The organism is Neobacillus drentensis, assembly GCF_036965245.1.
GTDB lineage: Bacteria > Bacillota > Bacilli > Bacillales > Cytobacillaceae > Neobacillus > Neobacillus drentensis_G.
The window spans coordinates 20,472-37,657 of the sequence record NZ_JBALPG010000062.1; the positions used below are offsets into that span (position 1 = coordinate 20,472).

At 41.0% G+C, this 17,186-nt stretch carries 13 protein-coding genes; 11 read left to right on the forward strand and 2 right to left on the reverse strand.

Annotated elements, in window-relative coordinates:
- The first annotated feature begins 10 nt into the window (after nt 1–10).
- From glmU to V7150_RS14635, 11 genes are all read left to right on the forward strand, one after another.
- Entirely contained in the window at nt 11–1,384 is a 1,374-nt protein-coding gene (gene glmU, locus V7150_RS14585) for a bifunctional UDP-N-acetylglucosamine diphosphorylase/glucosamine-1-phosphate N-acetyltransferase GlmU (RefSeq protein WP_335519501.1), read from the forward strand.
- Nucleotides 1,385–1,407: 23 nt separating this feature from the next.
- A complete protein-coding gene (locus V7150_RS14590) occupies nt 1,408–2,364 on the forward strand; it encodes a ribose-phosphate diphosphokinase (RefSeq protein ID WP_335519503.1) in 957 nt (318 codons plus the stop codon).
- A gap of 81 nt (nt 2,365–2,445) precedes the next feature.
- Nucleotides 2,446–3,084 (forward strand): 50S ribosomal protein L25/general stress protein Ctc, encoded by a 639-nt coding sequence (locus tag V7150_RS14595; protein WP_335519507.1) that lies wholly within the window; start codon nt 2,446–2,448, stop codon nt 3,082–3,084.
- 129 nt (nt 3,085–3,213) lie between these two features.
- On the forward strand, nt 3,214–3,774 hold the full coding sequence (gene pth / locus V7150_RS14600; protein WP_335519587.1) for an aminoacyl-tRNA hydrolase: 561 nt from the start codon (nt 3,214–3,216) through the stop codon (nt 3,772–3,774).
- Between the two features lie 153 nt (nt 3,775–3,927).
- A complete protein-coding gene (locus V7150_RS14605; protein ID WP_283921004.1) occupies nt 3,928–4,158 on the forward strand; it encodes an anti-sigma-F factor Fin family protein in 231 nt (76 codons plus the stop codon).
- 190 nt (nt 4,159–4,348) lie between these two features.
- Nucleotides 4,349–7,885, forward strand: a complete 3,537-nt coding sequence (gene mfd, locus V7150_RS14610) for a transcription-repair coupling factor (protein ID WP_335519510.1) — start codon at nt 4,349–4,351, stop codon at nt 7,883–7,885.
- Nucleotides 7,886–8,109: 224 nt separating this feature from the next.
- Entirely contained in the window at nt 8,110–8,646 is a 537-nt protein-coding gene (gene spoVT, locus V7150_RS14615) for a stage V sporulation protein T (RefSeq protein WP_335519590.1), read from the forward strand.
- Between the two features lie 372 nt (nt 8,647–9,018).
- Nucleotides 9,019–9,747, forward strand: a complete 729-nt coding sequence (locus V7150_RS14620) for a FadR/GntR family transcriptional regulator (protein ID WP_335519513.1) — start codon at nt 9,019–9,021, stop codon at nt 9,745–9,747.
- Nucleotides 9,748–9,976: 229 nt separating this feature from the next.
- Nucleotides 9,977–10,693 (forward strand): (Fe-S)-binding protein, encoded by a 717-nt coding sequence (locus V7150_RS14625; RefSeq protein WP_335519516.1) that lies wholly within the window; start codon nt 9,977–9,979, stop codon nt 10,691–10,693.
- 60 nt (nt 10,694–10,753) lie between these two features.
- On the forward strand, nt 10,754–12,181 hold the full coding sequence (locus V7150_RS14630; RefSeq protein WP_335519518.1) for a LutB/LldF family L-lactate oxidation iron-sulfur protein: 1,428 nt from the start codon (nt 10,754–10,756) through the stop codon (nt 12,179–12,181).
- A gap of 2 nt (nt 12,182–12,183) precedes the next feature.
- Entirely contained in the window at nt 12,184–12,903 is a 720-nt protein-coding gene (locus V7150_RS14635; protein ID WP_335519521.1) for a LutC/YkgG family protein, read from the forward strand.
- Nucleotides 12,904–12,956: 53 nt separating this feature from the next.
- Here the strand turns inward: V7150_RS14635 and V7150_RS14640 are convergent, their stop codons facing one another.
- Nucleotides 12,957–13,814, reverse strand: coding sequence for an amidohydrolase family protein (locus V7150_RS14640; RefSeq protein ID WP_335519593.1), 858 nt, complete (start codon nt 13,812–13,814; stop codon nt 12,957–12,959).
- A gap of 13 nt (nt 13,815–13,827) precedes the next feature.
- A complete protein-coding gene (locus V7150_RS14645; protein WP_335519524.1) occupies nt 13,828–16,929 on the reverse strand; it encodes a GNAT family N-acetyltransferase in 3,102 nt (1,033 codons plus the stop codon).
- Between the last annotated feature and the right edge of the window lie 257 nt (nt 16,930–17,186).

The following is a 17,186-nucleotide window of genomic DNA, read 5'->3' on the forward strand; positions in this document are numbered from 1 at the left end:
AGGACTGGCCATGTCTAATCGTTATGCTGTGATTTTAGCCGCAGGGCAAGGAACTCGGATGAAATCAAAGCTATATAAAGTATTACACCCAGTATGCGGCAAACCGATGGTACAACATGTAGTTGATCAAATAACAAAGCTAGACATTCAAGAAATGGTGACCATTATTGGCCATGGAGCTGAAATGGTACAGGCACAATTAGGTGACAGCAGTCATTTTTGCTTACAGGAGAAGCAGCTAGGAACTGCTCATGCTGTAATGCAGGCTGCGAGGCTGCTTGAAGGTAAAGAAGGCGTAACGATTGTTGTTTGCGGTGATACCCCATTAATTAAAGCTGAAACAATGGAGTCCCTTTTTAAACACCATGAGGAATTAGATGCAAAAGCCACGATCCTCACAGCAAGGATAGATGACCCGACAGGATACGGCCGGATCATTCGTAATGAAAACGGTCTTGTTGAAAAAATTGTTGAACACAAAGATGCGCAAGAAGCAGAACGGGAAATAAATGAAATTAATACAGGTACGTATTGTTTTGATAACCGTTCTTTATTTGAGGCGTTACAAAATGTATCCAATGACAATGTTCAAGGGGAATACTATTTACCAGATGTTATTGAAATCCTGAAAAAACAGGGTGAAGTGGTCACAGCCTTCCAAACAAATGAATTCGAAGAAACATTGGGTGTGAACGACCGTGTTGCCTTAGCTGAAGCAGAACGTATCATGAGTAAACGGACGAATGAAACTCATATGCGTAACGGGGTAACGATCATTGATCCTGCCAATACTTACATTGGAACAGATGTCGAAATTGGACAGGATACTGTTATCTATCCAGGAACTGTAATAAAGGGCAAGACTACCATTGGTGCTGAATGTCTTATTGGTCCAAACTCAGAAATTGATACATGCAAAATTGGAAATGAAACGGTAATTCGCCAATCAGTGGCACATAATAGCTCGATTGGTTCCCATGTCAACATTGGCCCATTTGCTCATATTCGTCCAGATTCAAATATAAGTGATGATGTGAAAGTCGGAAATTTCGTCGAAATCAAAAAGGCTGTTTTCGGAAAAGGAAGCAAGGTATCGCATCTTAGTTATATCGGTGATGCCGAGGTTGGCAGTGATGTAAACATCGGCTGCGGTTCGATTACAGTGAATTACGACGGTAAAAATAAATATTTAACAAAAATTGAAGATGGAGTCTTTATCGGCTGTAACTCCAATCTTGTTGCCCCAGTTACAATTGGAAAGGGTGCCTATGTGGCTGCCGGTTCTACAATCACTAAGAATGTACCAGGTGAAGCGTTATCTATTGCACGTGCACAGCAAGTGAATAAGGAAAATTACGTTCAAAAGCTTAATCTTAAGAAATAAGCAATGATAATTGGAGGGCCCTCATGTCAAATCAATATTTAGATCCGAATTTAAAGGTATTTAGTTTAAACTCAAATTTGCCGCTGGCAAGAGAAATCGCTAAAGTAATCGGAGTAGAACTTGGAAAATGCTCAGTCTCACGGTTTAGTGACGGTGAAATCCAAATTAATATTGAAGAAAGTATCCGCGGCTGTGACGTGTATGTAATTCAATCAACTAGCTTACCTGTAAATGACAATATTATGGAATTATTAATCATGATTGATGCGTTAAAAAGAGCTTCGGCAAAAACAATTAATATTGTTATGCCTTATTATGGCTATGCACGCCAGGACAGAAAAGCACGTGCCCGCGAGCCGATTACTGCAAAGTTATTTGCTAACTTGTTAGAGACTGCTGGTGCAACCCGAGTAATCTGTTTAGATTTGCATGCACCGCAAATTCAAGGATTCTTTGATATTCCAATTGACCACTTAATGGGTGTTCCTATTTTATCAGAGTACTTTAAAAACAAAGAATTGAATGGCGATATTGTGATTGTGTCTCCAGACCATGGCGGCGTGACAAGAGCTCGTAAAATGGCTGAACGCCTAAAAGCACCGATTGCAATTATCGATAAACGCCGTCCAAGACCGAATGTGGCTGAAGTCATGAATATTGTTGGGAATATCGAAGGGAAAGTAGCGATTTTGATTGATGACATCATTGATACAGCAGGAACCATTACACTTGCTGCTAATGCATTAGTCGAAAACGGTGCATCCGAAGTGTATGCTTGCTGTACACACCCAGTTTTATCTGGCCCTGCAATTGAAAGAATTGAAAATTCAAAGATTAAAGAATTAGTCGTAACGAACTCTATTGCTCTTCCAGAAGAGAAAAAAAGGGAAAAAATTATTCATCTATCTGTTGCGCCGTTACTCGGCGAAGCCATTATTCGTGTCCACGAAGAACAATCTGTCAGCACATTGTTTGATTAAAGAATGTTTAGACCTTCCTGTTTTAGGGCATTTTTATATTGTCTAGCCAGTTTTAACTAAAATAGGAAGGTGACTAAACACATGAGTACTGTTTTACATGCAAAGGAACGGAAGGAGCTCCGTCATTCTGCGTTAAGGAAAATCAGAGAGAATGGAAATATTCCCGCCATTATTTATGGTGCGAAGGTTGAGAGTAAACCGGTGTTTGTTAGTTCAGCTGATTTAACAAAAACGATTCGTACTGTTGGCAGGAATGGCGTTATTTCTCTCGATGTAGATGGCAGCAAGCATGATGTTGTGTTAACCGATTATCAAGAGGATTTTATAAAAAATGAAATTATTCATGTTGATTTTCTAGCGGTAGACAAATCTTCGAAGATCAATGTCGAGGTTAGACTTGTCCTTGTTGGGGACGCTGCCGGAGTAAAAGATGGCGGTGTCCTGCAGCAGCCCGTTCATCAAATATCGATTACTTCTACTCCAGACAATATTCCACCGCAAATTGAAGTGGATATAACGAACCTGCAGGTAGGAGAAACCGTTTTGGCTGGTGACATACCATCTGCTGGTGCATTTACCATTAATCATGAGGACGAGGAAGTTGTCGCCTCCATCCTTCCACCAAAACAGGAAGAGGAAATTAACGCAGGTGAACAGCAAGAAGAAGGCCACCCGGATAATGAAGAGGGAAGAGAAACAACTCGAGTCGAGGGTGAATAGAATGAAAGACGTAACCTCATAAAGGTTACGTCTTTTAACGCATGATTTAAGGGATTATTATAGTATGGGAGAATGGCGATGTTTCGAAAAATTTTTAACAGGCTGGCCGAACCGAAAGAGGTGGGACCCATGAAATGTATCGTTGGTTTAGGTAACCCTGGAAAGCAATATGAACAGACAAGACATAATATCGGTTTTGAAGTCATTGACGCCCTATCCAATCAATTTTCTATTTCGCTAAATCAGTCAAAATTTAAAGGCTTATATGGGATTGGTTTTTATAATGGGGAAAAGGTATTACTATTAAAACCCTTAACATATATGAATTTATCAGGGGAATCGATAAGGGCAGTTTTGGATTACTATCAAATAGAGTTAGAGGATTTAGTAGTGATTTATGATGATCTTGATTTGCCAGTCGGCAAGATCAGGCTTCGTCAAAAAGGGAGTCCGGGCGGACACAATGGGATCAAGTCAACAGTCGCCCATCTTGGCACGCAACAGTTTAATCGAATTCGGATTGGAATTGACCGGCCGCAAGCAGGAATGAGTGTTCCTGATTACGTCCTTGGAAGATTTCGGCCTGACGAAAAGCCCTTTACCGAGGAAGCTGTGAAAAGAAGCGCAGATGCCTGTGCTGCTTGGATGAGTAAGCCATTTTTGCAAGTCATGAATGAATATAATCAGTAATTGTTCATACTACATGCCGTTCTGTCATACATTTAGGTGAAACTGCAAAAAGTGAATTGAATATGAATAGATGGTGCACCATTAAGCTTGATGAATAAGTTCCTCCGCTAAGGTTAATACTACTAAGGAATCATAGATCAGGGAGGGACAGGCGTGGCCATCCATTACCATTGTCGTCATTGTGGTACAAAACTTGGTTCCATTGATAAAGCCTCAATACACTCCGAAACACTTGGTCTTCATAAATTAACGGACCAGGAAAGACAGGAAATGGTTGCGTATGACTCATCTGGTGATATTCATATAACAGCCATTTGTGAAGACTGTCAAGAAGCTTTAGAGCGGAATCCAGATTATCACCAATACGACTTCCTTATTCACTAGAATATAGAGTTTGTGTTTATCTACTTAGACAATTAGCTCCAGCGCCTAGCCCCTAGTGTACTTCGCGCTGAACGGGCGCTTCCGGTTTTCTAATTAGCTTTGGACATCACTCCAAAGCGTTTTTCTATTTTCTAATTTCTACTATAAAAATTTTATTAATATTAATTTTGTAGGAAGGGAGGAGAAACCTTTGAACGGTTTAAAGTCATTATTCCTTCAGCAGGAAGATGTCCACTCGGTTATTGCCGGTGTGGAGGAAGGATTGAAGGAACAGCTTGTTGCCGGCTTATCAGGTTCGTCAAGAACGGTACTAACCGCTTCCATTTACGAGCAGATGCAAAGGCCCATCATGCTCGTCACCCACAATCTATTACAAGCACAAAAACTCTATGATGATATTGTCAATCTACTAAGCGAGAAGGAAGTTTTTCTTTTTCCAGCCAATGAGTTAATTGCCGCCGAGCTAAGCATTGCGAGTCCAGAATTAAAAGCACAAAGAATAGAAGCCTTAAACCACTGGAGTAAATCTAAACAGGGGATACTAATTGTCCCGATTGCCGGTTTAAAGAAACTCATTCCGCCAAAGTCCCTATGGAAACAATATCAACTGCCGTTAACAGTAGGGGAAGATATAAATATAGATAAATTGTTAATTACATTTGTCAAAATGGGCTATGTACGTGCCGAAATGGTCACAACTCCAGGGGAATTCAGTGTCAGGGGCGGGATCATCGACATTTATCCTCTTACAGAGGCAGATCCGCTTAGAATTGAGTTATTTGATACAGAAATTGACTCGATTCGCTATTTTTCTCTTGAAGACCAGCGCTCCAAAGGGAAGGTCAAGAAGATCTTGATTGGGCCGGCAACAGAAATCCTGCTAGAAGATGAGGATTTTAGCCGGATGATTGGCAAGCTTGAAGAAGGATTAGCTCATAGTTTAAGAAAATTAAAAGATGATAAAGCAAAAATGCAACTGAGTCAAAATATCAGCCATGAGCTTGAGCAATTAAAAAATGGCCAAAAGCCTGACCAAGTCTATAAATACTTATCACTTGCCTACGACAGACCTGCTAGTTTGCTAGACTATCTTCCAAGTAATGGCCTTGTCTTTATTGATGAGATCAGCAGGGTTCAAGAGATGAATGATTCCCTTGTGAAAGAGGAAGCAGAATGGTATACAGGTTTACTAGGTGAAGGACAGATCATTCATGACTTACATATCTCTCATGACTTACCAGCCTTGTTGCAAAAAAGGGAATTTCCGATTCTTTATATGTCGATATTTTTACGGCATGTAGCCAATACAAGCCCGCAAAATATCATTAATATTTCCTGCAAGCAAATGCAAAACTTCCACGGGCAAATGCATTTATTAAAAGCAGAAATTGACAGGTGGAAAAAAGGGAATTATTCAGTTGTTTTTTTAGGGCAGGATGAAGAGCGGGTAAAGAAGTTAGAGCGTGTACTTGAGGACTATGAAATTGATAGCAGCGTCCTAAAGGGTGACCAGAAGCTTTTACCTGGTAAGGTTCAGATTATGAAAGGGACCCTGCATACAGGTTTTGAACTGTCAATTCAGAAAATAGCCGTCATCACCGAGGAAGAATTATTTAATAAACGCGTGAAAAAATCTAAAAGCCGGCAAAAACTATCCAATGCTGAACGGATTAAAAGTTACTCCGAGCTTAAAATTGGTGATTATGTTGTTCACGTTAATCATGGGATTGGAAAATATTTAGGAATTGAAACACTTGCCATTAATGGAGTTCATAAAGATTACCTGAACATCCGCTATCAGGGAACAGATAAGCTGTATGTACCTGTTGAGCAAATTGACCTGGTTCAGAAATATGTTGGTTCTGAAGGGAAAGAGCCAAAGGTATATAAGCTTGGCGGCAGCGATTGGAAAAAGGTTAAGAAGAAAGTCGAATCATCTGTTCAGGATATTGCTGACGATTTAATCAAGTTATACGCGGAACGTGAAGCGGCTGTTGGCTATGCCTTTTCCCCGGATGGAGATATGCAGCGGGAATTTGAAACATCGTTTGCCTATCAAGAAACAGACGACCAGCTGCGCTCTATCCATGAAATTAAAAAGGATATGGAAAGACCGCGACCAATGGATCGCCTGCTATGCGGTGATGTGGGTTATGGAAAAACAGAAGTTGCGATTCGCGCTGCCTTCAAGGCGATTGCTGACGGAAAGCAGGTAGCTTTTCTTGTGCCAACAACAATATTAGCGCAGCAGCATCATGAAACATTAAGGGAGCGATTCCAGGACTATCCGATTAATTTTGGTTTGTTAAGCCGTTTTCGTTCGAAAAAGCAGCAAACGGAAACAATTAAAGGTTTAAAGGCTGGGACAATCGACATTGTTGTCGGAACCCATCGCTTGCTTTCAAAGGATATCGTCTATCGTGATTTAGGGCTGTTAATTATCGATGAAGAGCAAAGATTCGGGGTTACCCATAAAGAAAAAATCAAGAAGTTAAAAACGAATGTAGATGTCTTAACCTTGACGGCAACACCAATCCCAAGGACACTTCATATGTCGATGCTTGGTGTCCGGGATTTATCGGTCATCGAAACGCCTCCGGAAAATCGTTTTCCCGTGCAAACCTATGTGATGGAGTATAATGGCTCGTTGGTACGGGAAGCGATTGAGAGGGAGCTTGCGCGCGACGGACAAGTCTACTTTTTATATAACAGAGTAGAAGATATTGAACGAAAAGCAGAGGAAATTTCCATGCTTGTTCCGGATGCACGGGTTACCTGTGCCCACGGGCAGATGACGGAAAACGAATTGGAATCAGTGATGATTAGCTTTCTAGCAGGAGAGTTTGATGTTCTTGTAAGTACAACGATCATTGAAACAGGTGTCGATATACCGAATGTGAATACTTTAATTGTCTTTGATGGTGACCGCATGGGGCTTTCCCAGCTTTATCAGCTGCGCGGCCGTGTTGGCAGATCTAATCGTGTCGCTTACGCCTATTTCACATACCGTAAAGATAAAGTGCTAACGGAAGTGGCGGAAAAGCGTCTCCAGGCTATTAAAGAGTTTACGGAGTTAGGCTCCGGTTTTAAAATTGCGATGCGTGATTTATCGATACGGGGGGCCGGGAATTTATTAGGTGCCCAGCAGCATGGTTTCATTGACTCCGTGGGTTTTGACCTTTATTCTCAAATGCTAAAAGAGGCGATTGAAGAACGGAAGGGAGACCTCGGAGCCGAAGTAAAGAAATCAGTTGAAATTGACCTGGAAATTGATGCCTACATTCCAGATACATATATTAAGGATGGGCATCAAAAGATCGAAATGTATAAGCGGTTTAGGGGTTTGCAGTCACTCGAGGATATGGAAGAGCTTCAAGCAGAGATGCTTGACCGTTTTGGTGAATATCCAGATGAGGTTGCCTATCTGTTCCAAATTGCTGAAATAAAGGTGTATGCCCTTTTAAATGGTGTGGATCAAATTAAACAAGTCAAACAAGAGGTAACCATTTTAGTGAATGAGCAGGTTACCAACACGATTGATGGAAGTAAAGTATTTGCTATTGGCAACCAGTTTGGCCGAAATGTAAATCCTGGTATGGAAGGCTCAAGGTTAAAAATCGTAATTAAAACGAAAGAGTATGATACAGCCCAATGGCTTCACATTGTCAGCGAAATGGTAAAAGGAATTCCATTAGCTAAGAGGGGAAAGGAAAACCCTGTTAAATAATTTGCTGTAAATCTCACTTTTTTTGGCCATATTTGCCGCTTCTTTTGACAGGTATCTTCAGCTAAGATTGGAGTTTTCCATGTATTTTTGAAAAAATATTTCGATAGTGTATAGAACTTTCCAGATGAAAGATACTAAGTTCAAAGTTGGTGATGATTGTAAGTAAAGGAAAGTTTGTCATTACCAAGTTGAAAAATCATCAGATGAAAGTGAGGCAACATTGGATGAAAGCAACTGGAATAGTTCGTCGAATCGATGATTTGGGTCGTGTTGTTATTCCCAAAGAAATACGCAGAACTTTGCGTATCCGTGAAGGGGACCCGCTGGAGATTTTTGTAGATCGTGACGGAGAAGTCATTTTAAAGAAGTATTCACCAATCAGCGAATTAAGCGATTTTGCCAAAGAATATGCAGAAGCCCTGTTTGATAGCCTCGGTAACCCTGTTTTAATTTGTGATAGAGATACGTATATTGCCATCGCCGGCGGTTCTAAAAAGGATTACTTAAATAAGAATATCAGTGAATTAGTGGAAAAAACAATGGAAGAACGGAACTCGGTGCTCCATACCCAGCAAGGTGACATTGCTTTGGCTGATGGAAATGATGAAACCGTCTCTTCTTATACTATAGGGCCGATTATTGCAAATGGTGATCCAATTGGTGCAGTTATTATTTTTTCTAAAGAAGGAACCCTTGGAGAAGTAGAACAAAAAGCAGTTGAAACAGCAGCAGGGTTTTTAGCACGACAGATGGAATCATGAAAAAAGAGACAGCTTAGGCTGTCTTTTTTTATGATGAGAAAGTATAAAAAATATTGATTTTGAGAAATGTCCAGTGCAAGCGCCCAGCGGCTAGTAGACTTCGCTAATCGGGCGCTTGCGCTTTTCTTTAGCTAATAGGAAAGTATAAGTGTAACTACGCCTCTGTCTTCGCCCTTAGGGGCTCGCCAATCGGCGAGTTTTCTTTAAGGAATCATAAATGTTAGGACAGTATTCTGTAACCAACGATGATACCAATAATAAAAAAATCCCTCCATTCTTTTAGAGGAAATTCCAATATGGATACAAATTATTTGAAAATAGGTATAATTAAATTTGCATTAAAGTTGGGAATTGTTTAAAGGGGCTCTGATAATGAATTATAAAAAAATTAAACCGAAAAAAATTTATGAAGAGGTCGCCGAAGCAATTTATGAAATGATTCGGTCAGGTCAGCTTAAACCTGGCGATAAACTTGACTCTGTGCAACAACTCGCTGAAAACTTTCAGGTAGGTCGTTCCGCCATTCGTGAGGCGTTAACTTCATTACGGGCGATGGGACTTGTTGAAATGAAGCAGGGTGAGGGAACCTACATAAGGGAATTTGAAAAGGACCAAATTAGGTTTCCATTATCAACCGCCATTTTAATGAATAAGGATGATATTGCCCAATTATTAGAGGTACGGAAGATTATCGAAAGCGGGACCGCAGCAGCAGCTGCAAAACGAAGATCAGACCAGCACCTTTCCATGATGTGGGCTGCCCTTGAAGCGATGCTTGATGCAAAAGGGGATGAGGAGCTAGGCGAAAAAGCCGATTTACAATTTCATTTGGCACTTGCCGAGGCCGCACAAAATCAGCTATTGATGAATTTATTGAACCATGTGTCGGATCTAATGGTGGAAACGATGCGTGAAACGCGCAAGTTTTGGCTATTTTCAAAACAAACAACAATCGAGCAGTTATATAAAGAGCATTTGGACATTTATGAAGCAATCAAGGACCAGGATGAAGCGGCGGCACGAAATAGAATGCTTATTCACCTTGATAATGTTAGTGCCATTTTAAGAAAATATTTCCGTCATACAACCATGTTTAAATAACTTTACCGGCAAAGAAATATAGGAAAAACAAAGGGTTTCTCAGCTTTTGGGAAACTCTTTTTTGAAACTTAAACAAGGTGAAAATAGTATTTTTTTATGAAAACCCTTTCTAAGCTTGATACTTTTATTGTAAGATATAAAATATTAATAACGTTAGGTCATCAGATGACCAGTTGACTAAAATATAAACATGGTGAAATTTGATTAATTGTTGAGAGAGGGAGAAAAAATGAAGGTTACTCTATTTGCAACTTGTATCGTCGATATGTTCCAGAGCAATGTAGGCAAGGCAACAGTTGAACTGCTTGAAAGACTAGGATGCGAAGTTGAATTCCCGGAATCGCAAGTATGCTGTGGTCAGCCTTCTTATAACAGCGGCTATGTCAAGGAATCCAAGGAAGCGATGAAGCGAATGATTGAAACGTTTAGTGACGCGGAGTACGTTGTTTCGCCATCTGGGTCATGTGCTTTCATGTTCCATGAATATCCTCATATTTTTGCAGGAGATCCTGTTTGGGAACTAAAAGCAAAACAATTAGCGGAAAAAACATACGAACTGACACAATTTATCGTTGAGGTTTTAAAAATAGAAGATGTAGGTGCCAAGTTTGAAGGAACAGCAGCCTATCACACTTCATGCCACATGACAAGATTATTGGGTGTAAAAGAACCGCCAATGATTTTATTGAAAAATGTTAAAGGCTTGAAGTTCACCGAGTTACCGGGTAAAGAACAATGCTGCGGCTTTGGCGGCACCTTCTCAGTAAAAAATGCGCAAATATCAGAGCAAATGGTCGATGAAAAAGTCTGTCATGTCGAAGAAACAGGGGCTGAGTACCTAATTGGTGCAGATGGCGCCTGCTTAATGAATATTGGCGGGCGTATGGAGAGATTAGGGAAACCGGTTAAAGTATTGCATATTGCGGAAGTGTTAAACAGTCATTAATAAATGTATATTGTTCGGTGTCTTTCTAAAAAATTGATTTTACAGGGGAGGTAAATTCGTATGGCAATGAAGATTAGCACGGAGCAATTTAAGGAACGTGTGGATCATGGCATTCATGATCAATTTATGCGTGGTGCTGTCGCCGGTGCACAAGACGGTATGGGGGTTAAAAGAAAAGTTGTCACCACAGAAGAATTAGATAATTGGGAAGACTGGCGCAATCATGGTGAAGAAATCCGGCAGCACGTCCTCGAAAACCTCGATTATTATTTGGAGCAGTTAAGTGAAAATATTGCTAAGCGCGGCGGCCATGTCTTTTTTGCGCAAACGAGGGAAGAGGCAAATGAATATATAAGAGGCGTTGTGCAGCGCAAAAATGCCAAAAAAGTAGTGAAAGCAAAATCGATGGTTACCGAGGAAATCAGTTTAAATGGAATGTTGGAGGAAGAAGGCTGTGAAGTGGTCGAAACCGACCTCGGTGAGTATATTCTACAACTCGATGAGCATGATCCGCCATCACATATTGTTGTACCTGCGCTTCATAAAAACAAAGAGCAAATTCGCGAAGTATTTGCGAAAAAACTTGGTTATACGAAAACATCAAAGCCGGAAGAACTTGCCTGCCAAGCCCGGGTTACGCTTCGTGAGAAATTCCTCGAAGCAGATATCGGGATTACCGGCTGTAACTTTGCGGTAGCCGAGACGGGTTCCTTTAGTTTAGTGACGAACGAAGGGAATGCCGATTTAGTTACAGCCTTGCCAAAAACACAAATAACCGTAATGGGAATGGAGAGAATTGTTCCAACCTTTGAAGAAATGGAAGTTCTTATTAGTATGCTGACCCGAAGTGCGGTTGGGCAGAAGTTAACAAGCTATATTACCGTTCTAACTGGTCCGCGTGAAGAATTGGATGTCGATGGTCCAGAAGAATTCCATCTTGTGATTGTCGATAATGGCCGGTCTGAAATTCTTGGCAGTGAGTTCCAATCCATCCTTCAATGTATCCGCTGCGGGGCTTGCATCAATGTTTGTCCAGTTTATCGTCATATTGGCGGACATTCTTACGGTTCGATTTATCCAGGACCTATAGGTGCCGTTCTCTCTCCGTTACTAGGTGGATATGATGAATATAAAGAGCTGCCATATGCATCGACCCTTTGCGGTGCTTGTACAGAGGTATGTCCGGTGAAAATTCCGTTACACAATCTCCTTCATAAACATCGTGAAGTCATTGTTGAAAAAGAAGGAAAAGCACCTGTTTCAGAAAAATTATTAATGAAAGCCTTTGGGCTTGGAGCGGCATCACCGACTCTTTATAAAATAGGTACTAAAATCGCACCAGCTGCGCTGAATCCATTTACCTCAGGAGACAAAATCTCTAAAGGGCCTGGACCACTTAAGGCGTGGACGGATATTCGGGAATTCCCGGCTCCGAATAAAGAGAGATTCAGAGATTGGTTTAAAAATCGCGAGAAAGGAGACAAATAACCATGATCGGCACCATCCAAAATCGAGATAAATTTTTAAATCAAATTGCCGGCCGTCTTAATCGGCAGCGGATTTCTTCCCCGATTGCAAGGCCAAACTGGAAATACCAGCCGCAGCATGAGGTATTAAAGGATGCAACGCAGGATGAGCTTTTAGACGTATTGAAAGAGCATTGTAATAAAATCCATACTAAAATTTTTACTACTGACCTAAAAGGACTGCCGGCAGTCGTAAATGATGTGGTTCTTGACTATGGCGGCGGTCCGGTTGTCACATGGAAGGACGAACGCTTCTCGCAGTGGAGACTCGATTCTTTATTAAAAACAGAATGGCCGGGCCAAGATATAGATGTTTTTGAATGGGATTACACCTTAGGAGACGAGAATATCCGAAAAGCAGAAAACGCAAATGTCGGCATCACGATTAGTGAAATAACTCTTGCCGAATCCGGTACAGTCGTCCTCTTTAGTGATAAAGACAAGGGAAGAACCGTTAGCTTTTTACCTGCAACCTCAATCATGCTGATTCCAATAAGCTCTCTAGTTCCAAGAATGACCCAGGCCGCAGTGAAAATGCGCGAAATCTATCAACAGACAGGCCATGTTGCTTCCTGCATCAATTTTATCACTGGTCCAAGTAACTCTGCTGATATTGAATTAAACCTTGTTGTCGGCGTACATGGTCCTGTGAAAGTAACTTATATTGTGATTAATGATTTGTAATTTTGTCTAAAGAAAAGGAGCTGCGTCAAGAAGAACGCAACTCCTTTTTTCACTTATTCTATTAAGGGCTTAATTTTTGGAAAAAGCTTTACCGCATTATTGAAAAACAGGTCTTCATGCGCCTCCTGAGGAATTAACTCCTGCAGCATCTCGATATAGGGCTTTACCGGAACTAAAGGCCAGTCAGTGCCAAACAGAAACTTCGAGTAATCATCGGTAAAGGCAAGCGCATGTTTTAGATGGTTAAAGAAGTAGGGTGACTCCAGCTTTTTCTGCAAATCAACCTTTGTACCGACTAGCAGCCCGGACAAATCTGCATACAAATTGCGATTCTTATACAAAACTTCAGCACCATCAAGGACCCACGGATCACCAAAATGCGCCATCATGAAATTTATGTCCCTATATTTAACCGCCACTTCATCCAATGTAAGCGGATGGGCATATTTCAGTAAGCCCCGTTCAGAATACGTATCTCCGGTATGAAACACGACAGGCAATCGATATTTAATCGCCAATTCGTAAACAGGACTGTAAACCTCGTCATAGGCATAGAACGGATAGTAGCCAAGATATATTTTAATCCCGACTACCTCAGGCTTCTCAAGAAGCACCTCAAGTGCCGCCAATTCCCTTTCCCCTAATCGATAAGGGTTAATCCCCGGACAATAACAGATGTTTGCGGGAATCTGTTCTTCTAAATCAAGGCCCATTGGAGTCGCTGCCCCATAATCCGGGAAGCCATGCGCTTTCGTTTCCATTAAGCCCATGGCAATTCCAATTACCACATTTGCATCGAGATACTCTTGCGATAAACCAGCGGATGAATAATCCAGCTTTGATAAATTACTGGCAGTCTCTTTAAAGCTAGTAATATTTGAAAAATGCATATGGGCATCAATAATTTGCATCATTTGTCTCCTTTCAACCGCCAGCATTTTTAAACCGAATCTTTTTTAAATCTTGCAGCGCATCTTCTGGAATAGCTTGATTGTTAAAAAGATAGAAGATCGGTGCGGTCCAGTAGGTTTCCCCATGCCTTAAACGCAGCTTTGAAAAGACATTATGATGGGCCACTTCTTTATTTAGATAAAGGTCTGATTCTCCCATCTGGTAATCAGAGATGACCTGCAGTTTTTCAGGTGCAGCTTCATGACAGATGATGAAGCTTTGGTTCACATCGATTTCCATTTCACCTTTTCCAAAATTAGCTTTGTGACTCGTGGCGACATCAGGATGATACTCAACCCAGCCATTTTTCACATTTTTAAAAGCAGTTTGGCAATACCAGCCTTCATTTCTAAAGTATTGATTGGTATCCTGCAGAATTTCGGTTGAATGGCACATCACTGGTGCACCCGGTTGCAGTAAAAAATATTGATTATAGGCAAGCCCTTTAAAGGATTCATGATGTAAAATTTGAACCCGGACCTTGATTCCCATCCATTGATTGCCTTTGTTATCGGTGATGGTGACAAACTCCGCCGACCGCTGCTCCTTTAAAAGTGAGTTGCCGGATATATTCATTAATGCATTACGAATCCCGCCAGGCCAAGGGTTCCACCACGATTTTGGCTTAAGTGCAGGAAAGGATGTATCCAGCCACTCTTGCCCTTTATAGGATAACGAGTAAAGAGCAGGAAAGAAATCCGGAGCTGATTTGATACTGACTAACCCATTATCAACTTGATAAACGGGTATGCCACCTTCGTCATATTGGTCTGTTTGAATCGCTGTATTGTCAGTAAAGATGATAAGAGAACGATGCTCCGATTGTCCAAATTTAAAGTCGGCGTTAAGCTTGAGCTGCTTTATGCCTGATTGGCCTTCGAAATGAAGCGGAAAAACAGCTTCATTTATTCCATTCTCCTCGGAAAAACGTTGTTTCTCTACTGATTTTTGACCATCCACCTGAACACAAATATCACCATCAAAATGGGCCAGCTTCACATCCTTATAATGAACGGTGGTCTGTTCTTGAACAAACGGATTATGATCCTTAGGATAAAATTGCACCGGCTGAGCGGTTACAGCTTCAATAGAATGGGCCTTTTTAAGCGCAAAAGCCCGGAAAGCCTCTAAGGATGTAAAAGCCCCGATTGAAAGATAAGTCGGTTTAGTCTTAGCCACCCCATTGGCTGAGATAACCCCAAGTTTGTGTTCAAAGAATAAGAACCAATGTAGGAATTGAACTTTGGCGTCACCGCTCCAGCAAAACCCGCAAGGAAGAGACGGATGGCGCTTGAAAATCCAATTCTCATCCACTTTATCACTTTGCCAATAATCAACCATTCCATCCTTTAATTCATCAATTTCAATTATCTGGCCATCATAAGGAATAACCGATCGGTACATTGTCTGAATGAAAGTATGACTATCGTTTAACCAAATTTCCTGCTTGGTTGCCGCGGCGGCTAGATTATGAATTTCATAATGATGCTCCATCAGTCCTTCGGCATAAACCTTGGCAAATGAGTGCAGCTGTAGGTCAGGGCTTGACTGCGAATGATATACAGCCTTTAGACAAACCGCCCCTTTTTCTTCAAAAAATTCTACAAGATTGGGCCGTTTTTTCGAGAATTCGCTTGAAAAAGGTTTGCCCAGCTTCGGATAGAAAAAGTAAGGCACTTCTTCATCTGAGGAACCGGCGCGTCCAAAATAGAGGCGATTATCAAATTTACTTAAGTATGCATATGAGAATCCATTATAGACATGCCAATAGTCTTCACATTCCCCGGATAATTTGGAGCCGATCCCGTAAAACGCTAAGCCGATTTCCTTCGTAAATAGAATCTCTTCACCTGATTTCTTGATAGCCTTTATTTCTAATTGCTGTTGATAAAAGCCGTATTCCGTTAGGAGGTAAGTAATCGGGAGGAGCTTCCGTTCTTTTGCATCCAAAGATATTTGGATATGGTCATCAACAAAATTAATAAAGTGTACCTTCGGTAATGCAATAGAGATGTGAACTTCTTCATTGAATTGATTCTCAATCTCCAAATAGAGCTCTGAGTCGGTCTCAAGAAAGGGCAGTTCATTCGGAATTTTCGCAGTTACCCGGGCAGGGGGTTTGCTATTAATACCAAGCTTGAAAATGGCTTCTTTTCCATTGATCGTCACTTTAGCAGCTACGGTTGGATGAGTGCGCCAAATATTTTGTTCTTCGGTAATCTCACCGACTAAGAATTTACCTTCGACAATCACAGAGTCAGTCACTGTCAGCTGCTTCGAAAAATCAAAGTGGATATTTTGATCGTCGAACCCTTCAATGGCAATATTTAATGGTTCATTTGTTTTGGTTTTAATCGAAAAAAGAATCGGATATTCTGCGCCAAAGATTAAATCCTGCTGATCAATCGAGGCAGAGATTAAATATTGGTCCGTTTCAATCAATCTTAGACCTCGGCCCTTGCGTTCATATTCCATCCGCAGCTGCACGCCATCCTTCTCCCACTTATACTCATAAAAATCAAAGCCATTTTCTTTTCTGCCATCGGGCTTAACTTCAATTTCCATTTTGCGATCATGGTACCAATCTGCTTTTTTGAAAAAGTCTTGTACAGCCTCTGTGGTGAGTACAGAGGGGATGAAGTTCATCAGATGGACGGTGTCATCACGGTTTTCCCAGAAAAAGCCGCATTTCTTATATAAGGGAACTGCCTTTGTATTTCCGCCCCAAGTATAGAGGTCAAGCCTCGGCCAGCCTAACTCAATAGTTCGTTCGACTGCATTTAGCACCAGTTGCTTGCCGATTTTTTTACCTTGATACTCTTCACGAACGTTAAGCAATGGGATGTAGAGTGCACCGCTATCCTCGCGGTATTCACTAACACCGCAATATCCGGCGACACAGTTTTCATCGATTGCTAAATAGGTATTTATATTAATTGAATTCTCTTCCTGCTGCCGGACACTTTCGGCGGTTGAAATATCATTTCCACCCCCCCAGCCCTCACGGCTATGATTCCACATATTTGCTACTTTTTCGGCTAAATCATGAGTGTATTCAACTATTTTCGTATTCATTCGTTTACTCCTCAATTCGTACTTTTATATCTAACCATCCTCGATTACCTCAACGTTAGAAAAATTGGTTAACTGAAAAATGATCATGCTAAAAACCCCCTTTCGTAAATTTGGGAAAAAATAAAAGACCCTGCAGCTACAAGGTCTTTCATCAACAAGATGTAATTTCTAAACAAAACGGCTTAACCAAATTGTTAGAAATAGGATGGTAGACTGGTAGGAATATACAGGTTATTTATAATTAAATTAAGCTTTAA

Bases quoted from the DNA above. Each gene is read 5' to 3' on its own strand.
- V7150_RS14625 (WP_335519516.1), top strand. From the start codon at position 9,977: ATGAAGGTTACTCTATTTGCAACTTGTATCGTCGATATGTTCCAGAGC.
- glmU (WP_335519501.1), top strand. From the start codon at position 11: ATGTCTAATCGTTATGCTGTGATTTTAGCCGCAGGGCAAGGAACTCGG.
- V7150_RS14630 (WP_335519518.1), top strand. From the start codon at position 10,754: ATGGCAATGAAGATTAGCACGGAGCAATTTAAGGAACGTGTGGATCAT.
- V7150_RS14640 (WP_335519593.1), bottom strand. From the start codon at position 13,814: ATGCAAATTATTGATGCCCATATGCATTTTTCAAATATTACTAGCTTT.
- V7150_RS14645 (WP_335519524.1), bottom strand. From the start codon at position 16,929: ATGAATACGAAAATAGTTGAATACACTCATGATTTAGCCGAAAAAGTA.
- V7150_RS14635 (WP_335519521.1), top strand. From the start codon at position 12,184: ATGATCGGCACCATCCAAAATCGAGATAAATTTTTAAATCAAATTGCC.
- V7150_RS14595 (WP_335519507.1), top strand. From the start codon at position 2,446: ATGAGTACTGTTTTACATGCAAAGGAACGGAAGGAGCTCCGTCATTCT.
- spoVT (WP_335519590.1), top strand. From the start codon at position 8,110: ATGAAAGCAACTGGAATAGTTCGTCGAATCGATGATTTGGGTCGTGTT.
- pth (WP_335519587.1), top strand. From the start codon at position 3,214: ATGAAATGTATCGTTGGTTTAGGTAACCCTGGAAAGCAATATGAACAG.
- V7150_RS14620 (WP_335519513.1), top strand. From the start codon at position 9,019: ATGAATTATAAAAAAATTAAACCGAAAAAAATTTATGAAGAGGTCGCC.
- V7150_RS14590 (WP_335519503.1), top strand. From the start codon at position 1,408: ATGTCAAATCAATATTTAGATCCGAATTTAAAGGTATTTAGTTTAAAC.